Below are 20,425 nucleotides of genomic sequence, written 5' to 3' on the forward strand. Positions count from 1 at the left end.
TCCACCCTTCATGATAACTAGTGAAATTTATGGGCGAACGGCTTTGCGATAACCTTCTAACTCTTTTTCATTTCCATAGACGAAATGTCCAGGTTTTACTTCACTGAATGTTGGCTTGTCAACAGAATAGTCATGCATTTCTGGATCATAGACAACAAGTTCTTTTTTACGAGCTAAAATCGGGTCCGGAATTGGAACAGCCGATAATAAGGCTTTTGTATATGGATGTAACGGATTCGTAAATAATTCTTCCGTTTCTGCCATTTCAACAATTCGTCCAGAACGAATAACTGCGATTCGGTCTGAAATAAAACGAACAACGGACAAATCATGAGCAACGAAGAAATAAGTTACATCATTTTTGATTTGCGATTCTTTTAGTAAGTTTAAGACTTGCGCACGAATCGAAACGTCTAGGGCAGAGATTGGCTCATCAGCAATCACTAGTGACGGTTCCATAATTAATGCACGAGCAATCCCGATACGTTGACGTTGGCCACCTGAGAACTCATGTGGGTAACGATACATATGTTCTGGTAATAAACCAACTTGCTCAATTAAGTTTGCAACTTTTGAAAGACGCTCTTCTTCGGTTTTGAATAAGTTAAAATTGTAAAGTCCTTCTGAAATGATGTATTCCACCGTTGCACGCTCGTTTAATGAAGCGGACGGATCTTGGAAAATCATTTGAATTTTACGGATTTTATCTTCTAATTCTTTACCCGTTAATTGTTTGTTAATTTTTTTACCTTCAAAAATAATATCCCCATTACTTGTTGGATTCAGACCAACGATCGCACGTCCGATTGTTGTTTTACCTGATCCAGATTCCCCTACAAGTGAGAAAGTTTCGCCTTTATAGACATCAATGTTAACGTCTTGAACGGCGACGAATTTTTTCTTACCTTCACCAAAGGTAATTTCAAGGTCTTTAATGGATAATAAGACTTCTTTATCTTTAGACATTTTCGTTACCTCCGATTGTTTGTGGTTCTTCTTGTAATGCTAACATTTTTTCATGTAAGTTTTGGATAATTTCTGGTTTTTCCGCTTTTGGTGCACGCGGATCTAATAACCACGTTTTTGCAAAGTGTGTTTCTGTAATTTGGAACATTGGTGGCTCTTCCTCAAAGTCAATCGCCATCGCATATGGACTACGAGGTGCAAAAGCGTCCCCAACGATATCTTTGTAAAGTGACGGCGGTGTTCCTGGTACAGAATAAAGTTCGTCTCCTCGATTACCTAATTGTGGTAATGAAGATAATAAACTCCATGTATACGGATGTTGCGGTGTATAGTAAATTTCTTCAACCGTACCCGTTTCAACAATTTGCCCAGCATACATTACCGCTACACGGTCAGCAATCGATGCGACTACACCTAAGTCATGGGTAATAAAGATTGTTGTGAAGTTGTATTCTGCTTGTAATTCACGAATTAAATCTAAAATTTGCGCTTGGATCGTTACATCTAAAGCCGTTGTTGGCTCATCACAAATTAAAATATTTGGACGACACGCTAGAGCAATTGCAATAACGATCCGTTGACGCATTCCACCAGAATATTGGAAAGGATAATCATCGTAACGTTTTTCCGCCAACGGAATGCCAGTACGAATCATTAAATCAATCGCCATTTTTTTTGCTTCTTTAGCTGATTTCTTTTGGTGTTTAATAATGACTTCTGAAATTTGAGAACCGATTGTTTTAATCGGGTTTAAAGACGTCATCGGATCTTGGAAGATTGTCGCGATTTCTTTCCCACGAATCCCATCCCATTCTTCATCTTTCTTTAAGTCACTCAAAATTTTATCTTTATAACGGATAGTTCCTGAAGTGATTGCACCATTTGCTTCAAGCATTCCAGTAAATGTTTTCGTTAATACTGATTTACCTGAACCGGATTCGCCTACAATCGCAAGTGTTTCTTGTTCTTTCAGTTCAAGAGAAACGTTACGAATGGCACGTAATTCGCTACTACGAACTTTAAAGCCAACTGAAATATTTTCAGCGCTTAAAATTGTTTTTTTGTCCATTTTAACTGATTCCTCCTTCTACATGTGTGTTCTTGGATCAGCGGCATCGGCCAATGTCTGTCCAACAATGTATAAGGAAACAGAAACTAAGGCTAAAACGGTAACTGGAATCCAGAATAGATATGGATAATTACTCATATTATTTGTATAGTCTGAGATTAAACGTCCCAATGATGGTACATCGGCACTTAATCCAACCCCTAAGAATGATAAGAACGTTTCATAAGAGATGAATGAAGGCAATGAACGAGAAACATCGGTAACGATAATTGACGTTAAGTACGGTAAAATATTTCTAAAAATCATTCGTAACTTTGGCGTTCCTAATGTACGTGACGCTAAATTGTACTCACGATCACGCATAATCATTACTTGCACCCGGATGAAGTAAGCTGGCGCTAACCATCCAGTAACACACATCGCAAAAATCAAGTTCCAGAAACCATTTCCGAAAGTATAAGACATTACGATAATGATTAGTAATTGAGGGACGTTTGAGACAACGTTATAAATTTCTAACATGAATTTATCGAATTTTTGAGAAACTCCCCAGATTGCTCCAATCACCACACCAATTGTTGTTGTGATTACCGTTGCGATAACTGAAATTGAAATCGATGTTTTAGCTCCTGCCCAAACAGCATCGAAAAGCGACATTCCGTTTTTATCGGTTCCAAACCAATTTTCAAGACTTGGTGGATTGTAACGTTTTGAGAAATCATTAATGTCATCAACATTCATAAAGTCATAACCACTAAACATTGGTTGAATAAAAGACATTAAGATAATCGCAGTCATTAAGATTAACATTGCAATTGCCGTTTTATTTGAAAAGAACTTGCGTCCCACTGAGCGCCAGTATGAATACGTTGGCGTATCAATTTTTTCAGAAGCTAAGGAGTCAACGTTGACAAAAGTAAAGCCATCATTGATTTTTTGATTCGTTTTTTCCATTTTATTCTCCTCTTTCTGCTAAATTAATTCGTGGATCGACCATTGCCATTGTAATATCTCCGACTAAGATTGACGTAACCGCAACTGTCGTAAAGATAAAGACTAAGCCAATAACCATTGGATTATTGTTGGCTAAAATTGAATCTGGTAACATTTTACCCATACCAGGAACAGCAAAGACTGTCTCAGTAATTGTCGCACCCGTAATCGCACCGATAATACTTGCTGGGATTTGGTTAGCAATTGGAATGGCAGCATTTTTGAAAATATGCTTACGTGCAATTTCACGCGCATTCAACCCTTTTGCTTTTGCGAATTTTACATAGTCTGCTGATTGTTGGTCAATCATGTAACGACGAATCCAAATAACAATATTTGAAATGGATAACATTCCTAAGATTACTGTCGGAAGAATGAAGGAGCGTATATCTCCTGCACCTAATGTCGGGAATGTATCTGGTAACCCCAAGAAGTTGCTTCCGATAAAGCGGAAGAAATAAATAAACGCTAAACTTGGTACTGAAATTAAAACGGTGACTAAGCCAATCCCCATACGGTCAGGAAGTTTGCCTTTATAGCGAGCCATTAACATGGCAAAAGGAATTCCCACTCCGTAAGCAAGTAAGACTGCAATCACGCCCATCGAAAATGAGGTTTTCATCATTGACGGGTCACGGTAATTATTTTGTGTAATGGTATAGTTATCGTCAAACAAGCGTTTCTCTTTAGAAGAAAGTTTCGCTATTGGTTGATATTGTCTTGATGTTAAATCTACGGCTGATTTTGATGTCACGCCTGTTGGGAAAGTGACTTCTTGACTATCTGTTTTCCCCTGTCCGCCTGTTAGAACTGTTGTCACATCTTGTCCGGCAAATGTTGGATAAGATACGCCTAAGTTTAAGTGCACGATATTTTGGTGGATGAACGGGAACTGTTTATCAAAATAAATTTGATATTTAAATTGTGTTCCTGAACCGACTAATGCCCAACCAACGGTCTCGTCTTTTGTGAATCGTAGAGAGCGTTCTAGATCTGGATTGTCCGGATCTTGTACCTTCCAAGGATGATCAATCTGTATCATATTGGCATAAAAACGAAACACACGCTGTGGCAATGGGATATCTTTCGTTGCATAAAAGGCCTGACTAATTGGTAATTGATGCAGTGTCCAACCATTTGCTTTTGACCATTCTTCTAAAATTGCTTTGTTCTCTGCAGTTGATTCACCGGTTAAACCTTCATGTTCCTCACTAACTGTATCAATTAAATCTTTTGATGGTAAGTAATCGATATAACCCATTTTGCTAAATGCTGTGTTTTCGTAATTCGCCAACTCATCTGGTTTTCCTTTTAGTTTCCCGTAGTTAATATCTTCTTTAAATACATTTCTACGAGGAACCATTGTGTAAATGACACCATAAGTGATTGTCGTTACTAGAAAAATACTGATGATTGATCTTAGTATCCTAAATGAAAGGTATCGTTTCAAGTTCTGTCCCTACTTTCTATATGTAAGTAAAAAAGGCTAAAAGCTAGCCTCTTTTACTTTGAATCCTTTATTTTGCTGCCGCTTCTTTCGCTGCAGTCCATTCTTCATGCGCTTTGTCGAATTGTTCAACTGTTACGATGTCTTCTTGTAACTTCACATATTTCAACTTGTCAGCTGTGATTCCTGCCCAACCATCAGGTTTCGTAAATGGTACAACTTTAGTTACTGCTGGTGTACCACCGTCTGCGTTAACTGGGATTTGAATAGCATTGTTTAATAACCATGCTTCTGCATCTGCATAAGCTTCAAAACGTGCATTTTCGTCATCGTAAATTGCTGCTGCTTTGTCTAATAATGCGTCGTATTCAGTTAAATTGATTGCTTCTTTTGCTTCAGTTGATGGATCTTCACCTTGAATGATTGCAGAACCTTCAAGACCTAAAGTTTTTAACATATCCCCAGTACGAGAATCGTAAATGTTTAAGTAACTTGATGGGTCAACATAGTCAGGTCCCCAACCAGATGCGTTAGAGATATCAAAGTCACCCGCTGCACCAGTTGTCGCTTGGTAAGTTGCTTGTAAGTAAGCATCTTCACTCAACATTTGGATATCAACAACCACATTGTCTGTTCCTAATGATGACTCAATTGTACTCTTCAATGATTTCACTTGGTTCACAGAAACTTCAGCATTACTGTTTACTGGAATATCTAAGTGAATTGGGAAAGTAACGCCATCAGCTTCTAAATCTTTACGAGCTTTTTCAACATATTGTTTTGCTTTTTCAGGATTGTAGTAACCATCTTGTCCTTCTTCTAGCTCAACATCACCAAATGCATCGGCATCTAATGCGCGTAATTTCGTTTCTACAGCGTCACCAAACGGTTTGCCATCAACAGATACGAATTGTGTTGGAACCAATGTGTTACGTAAGCCACGTTCCGCTCCTTCATCACCAACGTTTTGTGCGCGGTAAGAACGAGTATCAAAACCAAATAATACAGCTAAACGGAAGTCGCGGTTACGAATCGCTTTTTGCGTATCTGTTTGTTGTGCTTCTGATGTTTTAGAAGTCGCATCAAACGTTCCACGGTTGAAGTTGAATGTTACGTTAAAGGTTGAACCACCTGGTAATGACCAAGTCACACCATCCGGATGTGCTGCTAAAACGTCTTTGTAACCTGGAGAGTTTGGATAGACACGAGCAGCGCTTAATGTACCATCTTCAAATTGTTTGAATAGGCCATCTGGATCTGTTCCGTCATTGTAAGTCCATTTAACTGTGTCGTAATTTACGTTATCAACATCCCAGTAAGCTTCATTTTTCTCGTATTCAATCACAGATTTCGCTGTGTTGTTTTTCAAGATGTAAGCTCCGTTATAAAGAATTGAATCTGGTGTTGGTTGTCCAAACGAATCACCTTTAGACTCTAAGAATTCTGCATTAATTGGATAAAGAATACCGTAAGTTGTTTTTGAGTTCCAGAATGATTCTGGTTGATTTAATGTATATTCTAATGTGTAATCGTCAACTGCTTTTACGCCAACATCATCAAAACTAGAAGTTTTACCTTCGATGTAGTCGCTTAAACCTTTGATACTGTTACCAACGATATATAGTGTTTCAGATTCTTGATCAACAGCATGTTTTAAACCAGTAACCCAGTCATGAGCCGTTACTTCTGCCCCATACTCATTTCCTTCGCTGTCCATCCATTGAACACCTTCACGGATTTTATAAGTGTAAGTTAAACCATCCTCACTTACTTCCCATGATTCTGCTAATGCAGGAACTAATTCACCTAATGGATTGTTTTCTAATAAACCATCAACAAAGTTTGTAAAATGATCACCGTTTGTTTTACGTTGAGAAACGGTATAATCTAATGTTTGTAAATCCGTTGAAAAGACAGAATTAAATGCTGTCGGTGCTGCTGAATCTCCATTTCCTTTGTCGCTGTTGCCCGTGTCGCCGCCTGTGCTACAAGCTGCAAGTACAAATGTACTAACCAATACAGTTGCTAAAACCTTCCTTACTTTCATGCGTACTCCTCCATTTTCCTCTTCTTCTCTACTTTTCTAATTTTTCATAATTTTTCCAAATCACAGAAATACTTTCAAAAATTTGAATTGTCTGAACAATTAGATAAGCATGAGAGAATGATACATGATTTTGTTTTATCCGTCAATGGCTTTTTAATAATTAATTAAAAAAGGCTCAAAAAAACGAAAATTATGCAAAAATAAAACGAAAAAAGGCGGTTTTCCTATTGAAAAACACATTCTTTCATTTTCTTATGCGCTTTCTTAATCGGGTATTTTATGACCATTTATTAGAATATAAAGAGTTTTTTTGATACAGATGGACGCTCATTTTTGAAATCAATAATGAATGATTGTCATTCCTTCTTGCAATTCTTTCAAAAGATTCTTTTCTTTGTGAACGTGATACAGAGCGCGATTATCACGCAAGACGCTTCGTAGTTTATTCGGGCGATAATTTTCGACTAGTTGGTGTTTAAAAACAAACGTTCGAGTCATCTGCCATTCGTAATAATAGCCAAACGGCCGACAATGATACCACGTTTGTTTAATATTCTTTGGTTCAAAACGACGATGTGTATGTCCAAAGATAACGTGCCCGACTTGGGGATATTTATCTATCACTTCCCCAAAACCTGGTGACCCTAAAAAAGCATTCAATTGATTCCAACGAACATGTTCGCCTTGATGTTGAATAATAAATTCAGTTTTTGGAACAAAATGAGTTGAAAGAATGATTGTTTTTTCTTTTGGCAGCTGTCCTAGAAATTCGTCCAAGCGCTGATTAATCCTTTGACTAATCATTGGATCATTTCCTGCTCGCAGAATTTTTCGGTCGTACCAATATAAGTTTTTTAATCGTTGATTTTTCTTTAAATCAGGATTTTCTGCAAACTGATAATCATACCAACCATTCACACCGACTAGAAGCACCTCATCGGACAATGGATACGAACGAAAACTCAAAAAGTCCTCATGTGGGTATGCTTCAATTTCATTTTCACCAATTAAAGTCACCATCTCATGATTTCCCCAATGAAAAGTCGTCGGTAAAAACTGCTGAAACTGCTCGACGATTTCAAGCGTTTCAGCAGCAGTATTGGCCACATCGCCCGCAAAATGCAGGTGAGTAATGTCCTCTTTCACTAAATAGTCTGCCATTCGTTCAAGTGCTACTTGATTTAAGCCGTTAATATCGACATGTAAATCACTAATTACTGCTAATTTTCCCACAGTCGATACTCCTTTTTTAGTCGTTTTTAATCTCGATCCGTTTTAGCGGAAGGTTAGCGGCCAAGATGCCTGAATCCGAACGCAACTGAATTCGTTTGTAACTTGGTTCAACTACGATTTCAACTTTTTTATCTAATAACATTTGAGAGGTCGTCTTCATTAATACGGTTCCCATTTCTGTTTCAAGCTTCGCATCATAATCAACAAGCTTTTCTGCTGGAAATGCTTGCGGTACTAGTAATAAACGGAAATTCGGATATAACTGACACGAAACGGCTGATTCGGTAAAAGGACCAATGGCATCTTCAAAATCGAGTAAGAGCCAGTCACCTGTCTGTCGCTCTTTTTCAATCACGTCTTGTGCTTCTTCTGAGATATGTAATTCCATTTTATTTCCCTCCTTGATTCCTTCTTACCTTTAGTCTACTCTTTTCTTGCGATTTGTTCACGAAAAAACGCTCAGGCGTCTTCCGACTCCTTGAGTGTTTGTCTCATAAAATCAATTTTCTTTCCAGTAAAATAGCCATTTTGATAGGCTTCAAGTACATTGACGTTCGGTGCCTGAAGGGCTAATGGTTTGCCCCAGTGACTCGAAAGTTCTTCATACGCTTGTTCGACAACTTTTGGAATTAACACGAGCAGTTCATATTGCTCTCTCAAGGCTGCTACTTGTTCATTGAAACGTTCATCCAAACCGCTTAAAAAGCCTCGGATATAGCTTGTTTTTAGGCTTTCAGTCAGGGAGCGTTTACGGCCTTGACTTTTTTTCTTCCTATAGTAATGGTCAACAAAGGACTGACTATGAAAGATCAAAGCTTCATAAGCCAAAAGGTAGATTTCTTTTGCTAAAGACAAATCATCGACCAATCCGTAAAAAACAATTTGCCTCTTTTGTTGTCGCCCAACCATCTTAGAATTCAAGAAATATTTGACTCGAAAATTTTTCGAGATCACTTGTGCCAAATGTCGTTCCCACCAAAACAAACGTTTATAGACGGTCACTGCTGTTTCCTGAATCGCAGTCATTTGTTGCCAATCCCTTTGATTATCAACATCCGAACTCTGAATTCCATATTGAATCATAAGCTTCTGCGCTAAAAGAAATGCCGATTGGCTCTCCTCATCGTTTCTTTCATCTTGAGCAATTGCTAATAAGCCTTTAATTTTTCTAATTATCTTTTCGTTTCTCATGTTTTCTCTTTCCTTACACCATTCTTTTGTTAAACAATCAATAGAAGAACCTCTCCATTTTTTTGTCATACTACCTCTCTTAGTAGCCTCTGTTATTTTCAATTGTGTTATAATAAAACTAACAACTTATTACAAGGAGAAACTGATGACCGATAATCTACAACAACGAATCGATCAAGCTGCATCCGGTACACCTTTAACTAAACCCGATGAACAAGCACGCTATCTAGGAACATTTCGAGAACGCTGCTATGTTAGCATGACTGTTAATCAACTGAAAAAAGAATCCAATAAAAACTTACTTACGCGCGCACTTGCTACCTATCCTGAAGCAAAAGTTCTCATTAACGGCCTCTTATCAACGTCGCTGCAAGCAAATTACATCCAAATCGTTACAACCCATAAACATGCTTTTACCATCGTCACACCCAAGCAGTCGCTTCGTGAAGATGACATTGGACTGTTACTTGTATCCGATGAAGCCGTTAATGAAGAGGTTATTGATCTAGAAGCAAAATTCAAAAAAAACGTGTCCAAAGCAACATCCGATAACGCACCACAAAATAAAAAAAGTTTTTGGTCGAAATGGTTCTAATCACCGTTATTTTCGAAAGGAGTTTTAAATATGCCGACGTACCTTGCATTAAAAGAAGAGTTGATCGATGCCCTAGACACCCATATTGATATTTTAAAAGACACCGCGACCATCGATACGGAGTCTTTGGATGGGGTTATGTTTATGATGCGTAGCTTTGGTTTTATTTTCGATCGTGCCCCTCGCGTATTATTTGACGAAGACCCTGAAGAAATGAATTTTTTAATGTTTCAATACTATAGTTTATTGAGTGAACTAAAGTACAACTTATTATTAAATTATCCTTACGCCAAAATTCATCAACGCACCTTAATTCAAATTACACAAGACTTCCCAACCACCTACGAAAAAGAAATGAAAACATGGTGGGAAGGTTTGACTGGTTTACAGGTAGACGACACCAAACAAACGATGTTTATTAAAGATTTATAAATATTATCAGCCCTTGTCTTCTATCATTACAGCTCACACCATCAAAAAAATGATTGTTTTTCGGTTGTTCGTCAAATTGTGTTGATGAACCCAAAATGAGTAAAAATAATTGTCAGAAACGATAGAGAAATTTGTTTCTCTATCGTTTTTTTGCATTAGAAAAGAGGGGCGGAGCCTCCCGCTCCCCTGCGAAAAATCACCTTGTGGACGAAAGCTGCGAGACCGCTTCGAAACGGTATGAAATGAGCAGCGACTCGGTAATAAGTCATAATCTTTTTGAAAGTGCAAAACACTTTCAAACGATTCTTTGCTTATTACTCGTCACTATTCGCTCATTTCATGACCTCTAATAGAGCCTGTGGTTGTTGGAGCTGTTCGAACGTAGTGAGTTACGGATACAATATCAGGATCTGCGTGACAACTCAGCTCGAAAGCTTCAAACTCTAGTTAAGTGCTAAAGCACTAAACCAGAGTAATTCACATTTCGTCTTTTGACGCAGCGGGCACAAGGTATTTTTCTTCGGTTCGCTAGTGATATCTTGAAATAGTTTGTTAGTCATCAATATCAAGCTTCAGTGGGGGCGAAAATTAATCCCTGAATGATGTAGATTCGATCTCTTAAATGATAGAAGTTTCGATAACCATAGGAAAGGCGTTTAATTAATTTAATTTTATTATTCAAGCCCTCAGTAACACCGTTAGAATAACGAAGCTCAAAAGCATTTTGAATCCCTTGCTTGTATTTCTTTCAGAACCATTGCGGAAGAGCCTTATCCAATGTTTGAATCGTGGAGAAAAAGCCATCTGTATCCTTCTTGTTCCGATAATAGCGGAGCAATTGAACCGCTTCATAGACAAGCTTTAACTGAGAATCATAGGTTAAGAGCTCATCGATAATATCCTGCGCATAGAGGTAGCGCTTGAACATGGGATGATAGGCAGGTTGTCGATTATCTAGAGAATCCGAATCTTTTAGAAGCAGTTTCCAATACCGTTTTAATCGACGGTATTTTTTCTTATCTTCTGGATTTGAAGTATTGAAGGCATTCATTTTTTTAATTCTTAGTTGATTCAATGAGCGAGTAATCTGTCCCGTCAACACAGATGAAGCTCATTGAGCTTTCACCACAAGACTTCATTGATTTGAATTCATCGACACAAAGAACCTGTGGTAGCGTTTGATAGCTTTTATGATACGTTTTTGCTAATTCTTCTTGAATTCTTAAAACAGAAACATCCGATACAAAGTATCGCTGTACAATTAATTTACGAGAACGAATTTGAGCTAATTCTAAAAGAATTTGATATTTCAACTTCTTTGCCAAATGATCATGACGTGCAACAATTTGGGGGTTGTGCCATGAAGGTTTGTGCGCAATTACGACAAAGAAACCGTCAGCGCTTCAGCTCTATATAGGTCAACGTATTACGGAACAAAGCCATTTGAGTACGAGTTGTTTTTGTTCCATTCTTAACAAGTTCACCTTGATTTTTTCTCCCGCATTTCTCGCAATGAGTCGGCTTATAAGTCAAGAAGCCTTTAATTAACTAATCAGTGGCACCTTTTATTTTCTCATCCTTCAACCAATCTTCTGGAAAAGTAATATTTTCATCTGTTAATCCAAGCATTTTTCTAGTACTATTTTCCATGAGGCTTCACTCCTGATTCGTGTTTGTTTTCGTCGACTACATTTTGTCAGTTTGAGGCCTCTTTTTGTTTGGCAAAATTAAAAAAGTGCCGAAAGACAATCTCATGAAGATTTTCCATCCACACCAACTATTATATAAAAAAAACCCCACTGAAAATCTCTTTTCAATGAGGCTTTTTGATGTTTTTGATTAATTAAGCTTTAACGATGTTTACTGCTTGTAAACCACGTTGGCCTTCTTCGATATCGAAAGTTACTGCTTGACCTTCATCTAATGATTTAAAGCCTTCACCTTGGATAGCTGAGAAATGTGCGAAAACATCTTTCCCGTCTTCTGCTGTGATGAAACCAAAACCTTTATCTGCGTTGAACCATTTAACTGTACCGTTATTCATGAACTTTACCTCCATATTACACATCAAGTGCGTTTATTTTTTTGCAATACCAACTTAAGTGTGTTTAGAAGTGTTCATGCGTTAACGCAATCAACAAATCATAAATTACATATCAAGAAATACTACTTACATAGAATAACATGTTTATTAACAAAACACAAAGCTTTTATGTTAATAACCGTAATATCACCTAATTTTCTCGCAAAAGCTTATGTTTTCATTAAGAAGAGTAAGGAGCTCTTCATTTCGCAAATGCTTCTGGGAATAATAATTCAAGTACGTCCATGGTTAGGCGACGGCTCTTGCCTGAGTAAGGATAAATATGAATCATCATCGCTGGATTAAAGTTTCCTTCAATAATCCCATACGCGCCTGCTTCACTTGGATCGACATTGTAGTCTGGAACAATAAAGTCAATCCCACAAACAACAGCTCCTAATGCTGCAACGGCTTTAACAGCGACTTCTTTATACGCATCTGAAAAAGCATCGGTCATATCAATTGAATCGCCACCACTACTAATATTGGAGTTTTCGCGCAAGTAGACAACTTCATCTTTCGCTGGCACATCGGTTATTTTGTAACCTTGTGATTTTAAAGCGATTTTTTCGAGTTCGCCCAATTGAATTTTTTCAAGTGGGGTACGATGATGTTCGCCACGTAATGGATCTTCGTTTTTCTCAGCAACGAGTGCTTCGATTGTACGGATGCCATCACCTTTGACGTTGGCTGGCACACGGAGTAAAATCCCTTTTACCTCGCCATCAATCACAAAGAAACGGTATTCCGTTCCAGGTAAAAATTCTTCAACTAAAACTTCTGTGTCTTCACTAAAGGCAACTTCCAAAGCGGCTGTATAGTCTTCTAAACTGGCGCCTTCTTTGAAGATTGAAATACCTAAACCATAGTTGGTTGATTTCGGTTTGACAACAAATCCATGATTGGCAAATTCCGAATAGGCATGAATCGCCGATTTGATATTCGAAAACTCACTACCCTTGGGTACTCGGAAACCTGCTTTATCTAAAACTTTTTTCGTAACAATTTTATTTTCCATCAATAACGGTACGATATAACTATCTTTACTCGTCATGTTCCCATTTTTTACATATTCCGAATGGCCGTCAAAGGTTAGTTTTAAAAATTGATCGGTATCATCTAAAACTTCAACAGCAATCCCTTTTTGAATCGCATCGAACATCAAAATTTGCGTAGATAATTCCATTTGAGTGAAACCAGCTAATTGATACGGGTGTCTCCAAGCACGTTTATAATTTTCATTCGCAATTGTGGTTGCGACGGCTTTTTGCGACGTTTCTTGACTAGCTTTGTACAATTTACCGGCCAATGTCGTTGACGGATCTTCAACCATTTGGAAAATGCTTGCTAATAAATTAGGAGAAATGTCTAATTCACGTTCTTCAACAAAGTTCGCTAGTCCTTCAAGTAAAGCAATTGCTTCTGCCTGATAAGTCATCACATTTAGTGGGTGCTCCAAGGCAACTTTTTCATTTTTGCTTTCGCCTTCAGTGACCCACTCATCCGCATCGACCCCTTCATCTTGCCATAATAAGAATAACAAGAATAAATGCAAGAACTCGACTTGCTCTTCACTAATTCCCCAATAACCAAAAGGATTCAAATCAATATTACGTAACTCAATATAACGAATCCCTGCTGTAGCTAAGTCGGCCATTTTCTTTCCGCCACGGAAACGAACAGATGAATAAAATTCTTTTTCTTCGGATAATTTACCTTCAACAACCATTCGTTCCAAGTCCGCTAAATAACAGGCTAAATTTTCGTATGAAACTTGAACATCATCGTTATTTTTATAACCATATGAGCTATTACGAATACTACGAACAGGTTCATTTAATTGCTCAGCCCTTTCAAAATAATTGGCTTCACTCGTTGGCGTTGCGCCAAATAAATACGTCACTAGCCATGAATAATGTAAATAGTTGCGTGTGACTTTTAAATAAACTTCTGTTTTAAAGTCTGTATAGTCGGTATATTCATTTTGCAATGCAAACATTTTTTGTAAGAGTTCATCGCTAAATTCAAAGTTAAAATGAATCCCACTAACCATTTGTTTGCGACGACCATATGTTTTCGCCAAATAACGACGATACAAAACATCCGAAAAACGCTCTAAATCCGCAATTGGAATTTCTCCTTCCTTTTCAGGTAAAGCAGGTGGCATACTTAGCGGCCAAATCATTTCAGCTGGATTCATCGAACGATAAGCAACATCGTGAATTCCTGATAAGAATGCAAAAAGTTCTGGAATACTTTCAGCAACAGGGGTAATTAATTCTAACTGCGTTTCAGCAAAATCTGTTTGTATATATGGATGGAATTGACGATTTCCTAAACTTGTTGGATGTTTCGTTTTAACTAAGTCCCCATCTAAAGTTACGCGTTGGCCTTCACGTTCAACACCATAGCGAGCTTTAAGTAAATAAGGTTGCAACTCCTTTTTTGATAGGAGGATTTTAAAATTCATAGTTAGACTCCTTTTTTCGTTCATAATAAATTCTATTATATCAAATAACAAGCGAAAGGGTTTCTTTTTTGTTTATAGAATTTAAGTCTCTTGGCTCAATCACTGTTAGGCTTGTCAGATTCAAACATCATTCCTTTCATCTACAAAACGCTTGCTTAACGATGCAAAAACAGACTGCAACTTGAAGTTACAGTCTGTTTTCACCTATAAGAATATGATGGATAAATGCCTTTTTTAGTACCAATTCATCCCACTTATTCTTCTTCAATTAATCCTTTAAATAAGCCCATCACAAAATCATTTGGATTGAAGACTTCTAAATCATTAATGCCTTCGCCAAGTCCGACAAGTTTCACCGGTAAATGCAATTCGTTACGAATCGCTAAAACAATCCCACCTTTTGCCGTGCCATCTAATTTCGTTAAGACGAGTCCCGTCACATCGGTTGTTTCTTTAAATTGTTTTGCTTGGATCATCGCATTTTGACCCGTTGTCGCGTCTAACACGAGTAGGACTTCATGTGGTGCATTCGGTTCTTCACGTTGGATAATCCGTTTAATTTTATCGAGTTCTTTCATTAAATTGACTTTATTTTGTAAACGTCCTGCTGTATCTACAAGTAAAACGTCTGCCTGTTGTGCTTTGGCTTTTACCATCGCATCAAAAACAACAGCCGCCGGATCACCACCAGCTGCACCACGAACGACTTCTACGCCCGCACGATCGCCCCAAACAACTAATTGATCAATTGCCCCAGCACGGAAAGTATCGGCTGCTGCTAATAAGACCTTTTTACCTGCTTGTTTGTATTCATGGGCTAATTTCCCAATACTTGTTGTTTTACCGACACCATTCACTCCAACAAATAAAATGACCGTTAAGCCATTTGGTTGTAAGTTTAAATCGTTGACCTCATTAATTCCTTCGGCTTCATATAGATCAACCAACTTTTCGATAATCGCATTTTGAACAGCGGCTGGTTTTTTGATGTTTTTTAACTTCACTTCTTGACGTAATTCTTCCGCAATACGCATCGACGTTTCAAAACCAACGTCAGCGCCAATCAGTGTTTCCTCAACTTCTTCAAAGAAATCTTCATCAACACTACGGAAATTGGCGAATAATTCATTCATCCGTTCTTTAAATGTTTTACGCGTTTTAGCTAAGCCTTTATCGTATTTTTCCTGAACGTTTTCTTCCTGGATTGGTTCACTGCCTGCTTCAACGACCGGTTCTGGTTCAACTTCGACAAGTTCTTCAACTGGCTCTTCTTCAAGTACTTCCGTAACAACTTCTGCGACTTCTTCGGTTTGGTCCTCAGACTCGCTTGTTTCATCGGCCTCAACTAGCACTTCACTGATCTCAGCGGCTACTTCATCAGCGCTCTCGTCAATTCTTTCTTCTTGTTGTTCTTCAACGAGTTGTTGTTCTTCTTCTTTTTCTTTAATAAACGCTTTTTTTAATTTATCAAACAATCCCATGTGGATTACCTCCTCTCATTTAACACATATTTTTCAATGGCTAGTGCCACACCGTCTTCTTCATTCGAAGCGGTCTGTACATCGGCTGCTGCTTTGACTTCTGCGGTTGCATTTGCCATTGCCACACCAATTCCGGCATAAGCAATCATCGATAAATCATTTTCTTCATCGCCAATCCCCATCACGTTGGCTGGTTCTAATCCCAAATCACGCGCTAATAATGAAAGGCCATACGCTTTTGTCACACCTTGCGGCATAAATTCCAACAACATATCACGACTTTTTATGACTTCAAACTGTTCGCGAATGTCTTCTGGAATTTTTTTGATTTGTTGGTCTAAAAAGACTTGGTCAAAACCGATAACCGCCTTATTATAAATACGTTCTGGATCCAATTCATCCAGCCCTACCGAAAAATGCGTCAATAAAGGGTTCATCGTTGCGTACAATGATTGATTGGTTGCAGAAGTCGGTAGATGATACACTTTTTCTTCCGACAAAATATCTAGTGGTAAATCTAACGCTTGCGCTAATTGGATTAATGTTTTTAAATCTTCAAAGCGTAAATTATTTTTTTCGATAATTTCACCCGTATCGTTGCGCTGAACGAGTCCACCATTAAACGTCACACTGTAATCGCCGGCTTCTTCTAAATTTAACTCTGATAAAAATGGATGAATCGCTGATAAAGGACGACCGGTACAAATAACAACTTTCACGCCTTGAGCTTTCGCCTTAGCAATCGCCGCTTTATTTTTTGGTGAGATTTCTTTTTTTCCATTCAATAACGTTCCATCTAAGTCAATGGCCACTAATTTAATCATGTTTGACTCCTTCTAACTGTTGTATTTCTACATCTTGCGCGACGTCTTCCAAACGAACAGAAACGATTTTTGATACGCCTGATTCTTCCATGGTCACACCATATAAAACATCCGCCGACTCCATTGTGCCTTTTCGATGCGTCACGACAATAAATTGTGTCGCTTTTTGGAATGTCCGTAAATAATTCCCAAAGCGTAAAACATTGGCTTCATCTAAAGCTGCTTCAACCTCATCCAGGACACAAAACGGTACGGGACGGACTTGAATAATTGAAAATAGTAAAGCAATCGCAGTTAATGACCGTTCCCCACCAGAAAGCAGGCTTAAGTTTTGCAACTTTTTACCTGGTGGTTGTGCTTCAATTTCAATTCCAGTATGCAATAAATCATCTGGATTGGTTAAAATCAACTCTGCCCGACCGCCACCAAACATATTTGGAAAGACTTTTTTGAATTCACGACGAACGCCTTCAAAAACTTCTTTAAAGCGACTCTTCACTTCCTCGTCCATTTCAGACATCGTTTCAAACAACTGTGTTTTAGCTGAAATTAAATCATTTTGTTGCCCCGTTAAGAAATCATAACGTTCTTTGACTAATTCAAATTGTTCAATTGCTTGAATATTGACGGGTTCCAAAGCGGTCATTTCTTGACGTAACTCTTGAATTTTCGCTTGTTGTTCCTCTGTTTTTTCGATTAAGCCATACGTAGCCAATCCTTGCTCGTAAGTCACATGATGGACTTCTTGTAAGTAAACTAAACGATTATCGAGTAATATATTTAAACGACTACTCTCGACTTCAAGCGCGGTTTTTTCTTCCAGCAAGGTTTTTTGTTGCTTGTTGGCTTCGCTTAGCATTTGGTCTTTCTCACGAATGGCCTGTTGCACACTTGATCGCTCATCACGTGTTGCTTGAAGCGCTTGTTGCAAGGCTTCTTTCTCAGCAGTGTATTGCTCAATTTTTTGACGCAAACCTTCTTCAGTCATCTCATGACTAGAGAAATCGATCGATAAGTTCGCTAAATATTGACGAATGACTGTTGCTCGGCTTTCTTGTTCTTCGATTTGTTGAATGAAGTTCGACATTTGTTGGCGCAAGTGCGTACTTTGCTCTTTTGAAACTGCTAAACGTGACTGAATATGTGCCACGTTTTTGGTTGCGGCTTGGCGTTTTTCTTCCAAGCTGTCTTCTTCGTTTGTTAACGTTTGAATCTCATTTGTAATTTGTGTTAACTTTGCTTCAATTTCTTGCAGTAACGTTTCATTACGTTCTTTTTCTTCCCGATAAGAAGCTAAGAACGTTTGAATATGCTCGTTTTCATAAGAAAAGACTTTCATCTCTTTATGAATTCGTTCAATCTCTGCTTGTAGATGTTGTTGCTGATTACGCGCATCTTGTTCAGACATTTTCGCTTTTTCACCAGAATCACGTAACTGCTCTAACGTTGCTCGCGCTGACTTCATTTGCTCTTCAAATGATTTCACTTGCTTTTCCACGACTTGCAAACGCTCGGTTAAACGCTCACCACGAGTGGTTAATTGTTGCAGTTCTTGATTTTGGCTAAACAAGCTGCCTTGCTGACCACGTTTCGTTGCTCCACCAGTCATTGATCCACCGGCGTGCATAATATCCCCTTCGAGCGTTACAACACGATAACGGTATTGCAATTTACGCGCCAACGCATTTCCAGATTCTAAATCCTCGGCAATCAGTGTCGTACCTAGTAAATTACCCATAACACCGGCAATCTTTTCTTCATAAGAAACAAGCTCGCTAGCAACACCTAAGTAGCCCTCAACACTAGTGGCTTGTTGTTGAATACTGACCGGGATTTGACGCGCATGAATCGTGGTTAACGGTAGAAACGTCCCACGTCCACCTTGATTGCGTTTCAAGAAAGAGATTCCTTGGCGCGCATCGCTTTCGGTTTCAACAATTAAGTTTTGCGCCGCATTGCCTAAAGCCGTTTCAATCGCTAAAGTATATTCGGCCGGTACTTCAACCAATTCAGCCACCGCTCCAACAATTCCTGATAACTCATGACGATGTTGCAGAATATGACGCGTTCCTTGGTAGAAACCGGTATAGTTCTCTTGAATTTCTTGCAAACTCTTTCTACGTGCTTGGACTTGTTGCAATTCTTTCATCAAGTCAAACATCTTCGCTTGCCCTTGTTCAAATTGTGTTTGATTTTCTTTTAATTTTTCTTGTAATTGAACATAAGACGCCCGTTGTTTATCCAGTTCTGCCTGCTCAGCTTTTAATTGCGCGCCATTCGTTTTAAAAATCGCTTCTTTTTCAGCCATTTCTTTTTCGAGTGCCGCTTGCTTTTGCATGACGTGTTGGTTTTGATTGGTTTCTTGCAAATACTGACGTTCTAAGTACTTCAATTCATTACTCGTACTCGCTTGTTGCTGCAAGTAGTCCACGTATTGTCCACGAAGTTCTTCGATTAATTCTTTCGCTGTTTTTTGGTATTGAGCTAACTCGATTTCACCTTGTTCTAATGCTTTTTCAAGCGTTTGAACTTCACCATTTTTTTGCGATAAATTCGCCAAACAAGTCGCCTTGTCTTCTTCAAGTTGTTCAATTTTCTCGTTGATTTCTGCTAAGTTTTCTTGATAATCACTCACACTTTTTTCAGTATGCTTCGAACGTTCAATTAAAACGTCTCGCTGACCTTGTGCTTGTTTTAAATTCTCAACGACCGACAACTGTTGCTCATTTTTCGCTTCTAATTGTTCGTCTAATTGGCTCCGTTGCTCACGTAAACGATTCAACGCCAATTCTTCATTCACAACATCTTGACTGGCCGCCTGTAACTGTGTCTTTAATTTCGTCAATTGTTGGTTTTGTTCATCAAATTTTTCTTTTGCTTCAGCAATCTCGGCCACAATATACGAAATATCTAATTCTGTAAAGGTTTCTTTTAGCCCTAGATATTGCTTGGCATTGGCACTTTGCGTCGCAAGTGGCGCAAGTTGCTCTTCTAATTCATAAACAATATCTTGCACGCGATTTAAATTATCTTCTGTTTCAAATAATTTTTGCTCGGCTTGCTTTTTACGTTGTTTATATTTTAAAACCCCTGCCGCTTCTTCAAAGATTCCACGGCGATCTTCTGGCTTACTACTAAAAATCGCTTCGACTTTCCCTTGCGAGATAATCGAAAACGATTCTTTTCCTAAACCAGAATCCATAAATAATTCCTGAATGTCTTTCAAACGACAGGCTTGCTTATTCAAGAAATAGTCGCTATCCCCACTACGTGAAATTCGACGAGTCACACTAATCTCATTATATTCTAGCGGTAAATATTGATCTTCATTCGATAAGACAATCGTTACTTCCGCAATGTTTAACGCCTTGCGCGTATCTGAACCTGCAAAAATAATATCCGGCATGCGACCGCCACGTAAACTCTTAACTGACTGTTCACCTAAGACCCAGCGAATCGCTTCGGTAATATTACTCTTACCACTGCCGTTAGGACCGACAATCGCTGTAATATTTTCTTCAAAATCAATAATCGTTCGATTGGCAAACGATTTAAATCCTACAATTTCAATTCGCTTTAAATACACTGTTGATC

16 protein-coding genes and 1 pseudogene are annotated in these 20,425 nt (G+C 38.4%); 2 read left to right on the forward strand and 15 right to left on the reverse strand.

The genetic code is table 11. The annotated features are described in order from the left end of the window. Positions 1–27: 27 nt before the first annotated feature. The 8 genes from ACFO3L_RS06200 to ACFO3L_RS06235 all read right to left on the reverse strand — a co-directional run bounded on the left by ACFO3L_RS06200 (position 28) and on the right by ACFO3L_RS06235 (position 8,946). Positions 28–966, reverse strand: a complete 939-nt coding sequence (locus ACFO3L_RS06200; RefSeq protein ID WP_379964926.1) for an ATP-binding cassette domain-containing protein — start codon at positions 964–966, stop codon at positions 28–30. Next, the gene (locus ACFO3L_RS06205; RefSeq protein ID WP_379964928.1) at positions 959–2,035 is read right to left on the reverse strand and encodes an ABC transporter ATP-binding protein; all 1,077 of its coding nucleotides are present in this window, start codon (positions 2,033–2,035) and stop codon (positions 959–961) included. The genes ACFO3L_RS06200 and ACFO3L_RS06205 overlap by 8 nt, the downstream gene beginning before the upstream one ends. 18 nt (positions 2,036–2,053) lie before the next feature. Continuing rightward, positions 2,054–2,989, reverse strand: coding sequence for an oligopeptide ABC transporter permease OppC (gene oppC, locus ACFO3L_RS06210; protein ID WP_379964930.1), 936 nt, complete (start codon positions 2,987–2,989; stop codon positions 2,054–2,056). A gap of 1 nt (position 2,990) precedes the next feature. Continuing rightward, entirely contained in the window at positions 2,991–4,478 is a 1,488-nt protein-coding gene (locus tag ACFO3L_RS06215; RefSeq protein ID WP_379964932.1) for an ABC transporter permease, read from the reverse strand. A 67-nt stretch (positions 4,479–4,545) separates the two neighbouring features. Continuing rightward, positions 4,546–6,522, reverse strand: a complete 1,977-nt coding sequence (locus tag ACFO3L_RS06220; RefSeq protein ID WP_379964934.1) for a peptide ABC transporter substrate-binding protein — start codon at positions 6,520–6,522, stop codon at positions 4,546–4,548. A gap of 339 nt (positions 6,523–6,861) precedes the next feature. Continuing rightward, a complete protein-coding gene (locus ACFO3L_RS06225; RefSeq protein WP_379964936.1) occupies positions 6,862–7,755 on the reverse strand; it encodes a metallophosphoesterase in 894 nt (297 codons plus the stop codon). 16 nt (positions 7,756–7,771) lie between these two features. Continuing rightward, positions 7,772–8,143: an iron-sulfur cluster biosynthesis family protein gene (locus tag ACFO3L_RS06230; RefSeq protein WP_379964938.1), complete on the reverse strand. Its 372-nt coding sequence runs from the start codon at positions 8,141–8,143 to the stop codon at positions 7,772–7,774. A 71-nt stretch (positions 8,144–8,214) separates the two neighbouring features. Then, entirely contained in the window at positions 8,215–8,946 is a 732-nt protein-coding gene (locus ACFO3L_RS06235) for a DUF2786 domain-containing protein (protein WP_379964940.1), read from the reverse strand. Positions 8,947–9,091: 145 nt separating this feature from the next. On the opposite strand from ACFO3L_RS06235, the gene ACFO3L_RS06240 reads away from it, so the two are divergent. Both ACFO3L_RS06240 and ACFO3L_RS06245 read left to right on the forward strand, forming a co-directional pair. Next, a complete protein-coding gene (locus tag ACFO3L_RS06240; protein WP_379964942.1) occupies positions 9,092–9,541 on the forward strand; it encodes a YueI family protein in 450 nt (149 codons plus the stop codon). 30 nt (positions 9,542–9,571) lie between these two features. Next, on the forward strand, positions 9,572–9,973 hold the full coding sequence (locus ACFO3L_RS06245) for a hypothetical protein (RefSeq protein WP_379964944.1): 402 nt from the start codon (positions 9,572–9,574) through the stop codon (positions 9,971–9,973). 565 nt (positions 9,974–10,538) lie between these two features. Here ACFO3L_RS06245 and ACFO3L_RS06250 read toward each other — a convergent pair. From ACFO3L_RS06250 to smc, 7 genes and pseudogenes are all read right to left on the reverse strand, one after another. Continuing rightward, positions 10,539–11,063: pseudogene (locus tag ACFO3L_RS06250) on the reverse strand (transposase); the annotation flags it as partial. Next, on the reverse strand, positions 11,029–11,286 hold the full coding sequence (locus tag ACFO3L_RS06255) for a hypothetical protein (protein WP_379964946.1): 258 nt from the start codon (positions 11,284–11,286) through the stop codon (positions 11,029–11,031). The gene ACFO3L_RS06255 and the pseudogene ACFO3L_RS06250, both read right to left, overlap by 35 nt. A 530-nt stretch (positions 11,287–11,816) precedes the next feature. Continuing rightward, positions 11,817–12,017: a cold-shock protein gene (locus ACFO3L_RS06260; RefSeq protein WP_379964948.1), complete on the reverse strand. Its 201-nt coding sequence runs from the start codon at positions 12,015–12,017 to the stop codon at positions 11,817–11,819. A gap of 241 nt (positions 12,018–12,258) precedes the next feature. Continuing rightward, positions 12,259–14,526, reverse strand: a complete 2,268-nt coding sequence (gene gshAB, locus ACFO3L_RS06265; RefSeq protein WP_379964950.1) for a bifunctional glutamate--cysteine ligase GshA/glutathione synthetase GshB — start codon at positions 14,524–14,526, stop codon at positions 12,259–12,261. Between the two features lie 254 nt (positions 14,527–14,780). Continuing rightward, entirely contained in the window at positions 14,781–16,007 is a 1,227-nt protein-coding gene (ftsY, locus tag ACFO3L_RS06270) for a signal recognition particle-docking protein FtsY (RefSeq protein ID WP_379964952.1), read from the reverse strand. Between the two features lie 5 nt (positions 16,008–16,012). Continuing rightward, a complete protein-coding gene (locus ACFO3L_RS06275) occupies positions 16,013–16,831 on the reverse strand; it encodes a Cof-type HAD-IIB family hydrolase (protein ID WP_379964954.1) in 819 nt (272 codons plus the stop codon). Beyond that, positions 16,824–20,417: a chromosome segregation protein SMC gene (smc, locus tag ACFO3L_RS06280; protein WP_379964956.1), complete on the reverse strand. Its 3,594-nt coding sequence runs from the start codon at positions 20,415–20,417 to the stop codon at positions 16,824–16,826. Before smc ends, ACFO3L_RS06275 begins: the two co-directional genes overlap by 8 nt. Positions 20,418–20,425 lie beyond the last annotated feature (8 nt).

This window comes from Enterococcus eurekensis (assembly GCF_042654605.1).
GTDB lineage: Bacteria > Bacillota > Bacilli > Lactobacillales > Enterococcaceae > Enterococcus_I > Enterococcus_I eurekensis.

Bases quoted from the DNA above. Each gene is read 5' to 3' on its own strand.
- oppC (WP_379964930.1), bottom strand. From the start codon at position 2,989: ATGGAAAAAACGAATCAAAAAATCAATGATGGCTTTACTTTTGTCAAC.
- gshAB (WP_379964950.1), bottom strand. From the start codon at position 14,526: ATGAATTTTAAAATCCTCCTATCAAAAAAGGAGTTGCAACCTTATTTA.
- ACFO3L_RS06230 (WP_379964938.1), bottom strand. From the start codon at position 8,143: ATGGAATTACATATCTCAGAAGAAGCACAAGACGTGATTGAAAAAGAG.
- ACFO3L_RS06260 (WP_379964948.1), bottom strand. From the start codon at position 12,017: ATGAATAACGGTACAGTTAAATGGTTCAACGCAGATAAAGGTTTTGGT.
- ACFO3L_RS06275 (WP_379964954.1), bottom strand. From the start codon at position 16,831: ATGATTAAATTAGTGGCCATTGACTTAGATGGAACGTTATTGAATGGA.
- ACFO3L_RS06220 (WP_379964934.1), bottom strand. From the start codon at position 6,522: ATGAAAGTAAGGAAGGTTTTAGCAACTGTATTGGTTAGTACATTTGTA.
- ACFO3L_RS06205 (WP_379964928.1), bottom strand. From the start codon at position 2,035: ATGGACAAAAAAACAATTTTAAGCGCTGAAAATATTTCAGTTGGCTTT.
- ACFO3L_RS06240 (WP_379964942.1), top strand. From the start codon at position 9,092: ATGACCGATAATCTACAACAACGAATCGATCAAGCTGCATCCGGTACA.
- ACFO3L_RS06245 (WP_379964944.1), top strand. From the start codon at position 9,572: ATGCCGACGTACCTTGCATTAAAAGAAGAGTTGATCGATGCCCTAGAC.
- ACFO3L_RS06235 (WP_379964940.1), bottom strand. From the start codon at position 8,946: ATGAGAAACGAAAAGATAATTAGAAAAATTAAAGGCTTATTAGCAATT.
- ACFO3L_RS06200 (WP_379964926.1), bottom strand. From the start codon at position 966: ATGTCTAAAGATAAAGAAGTCTTATTATCCATTAAAGACCTTGAAATT.
- ftsY (WP_379964952.1), bottom strand. From the start codon at position 16,007: ATGGGATTGTTTGATAAATTAAAAAAAGCGTTTATTAAAGAAAAAGAA.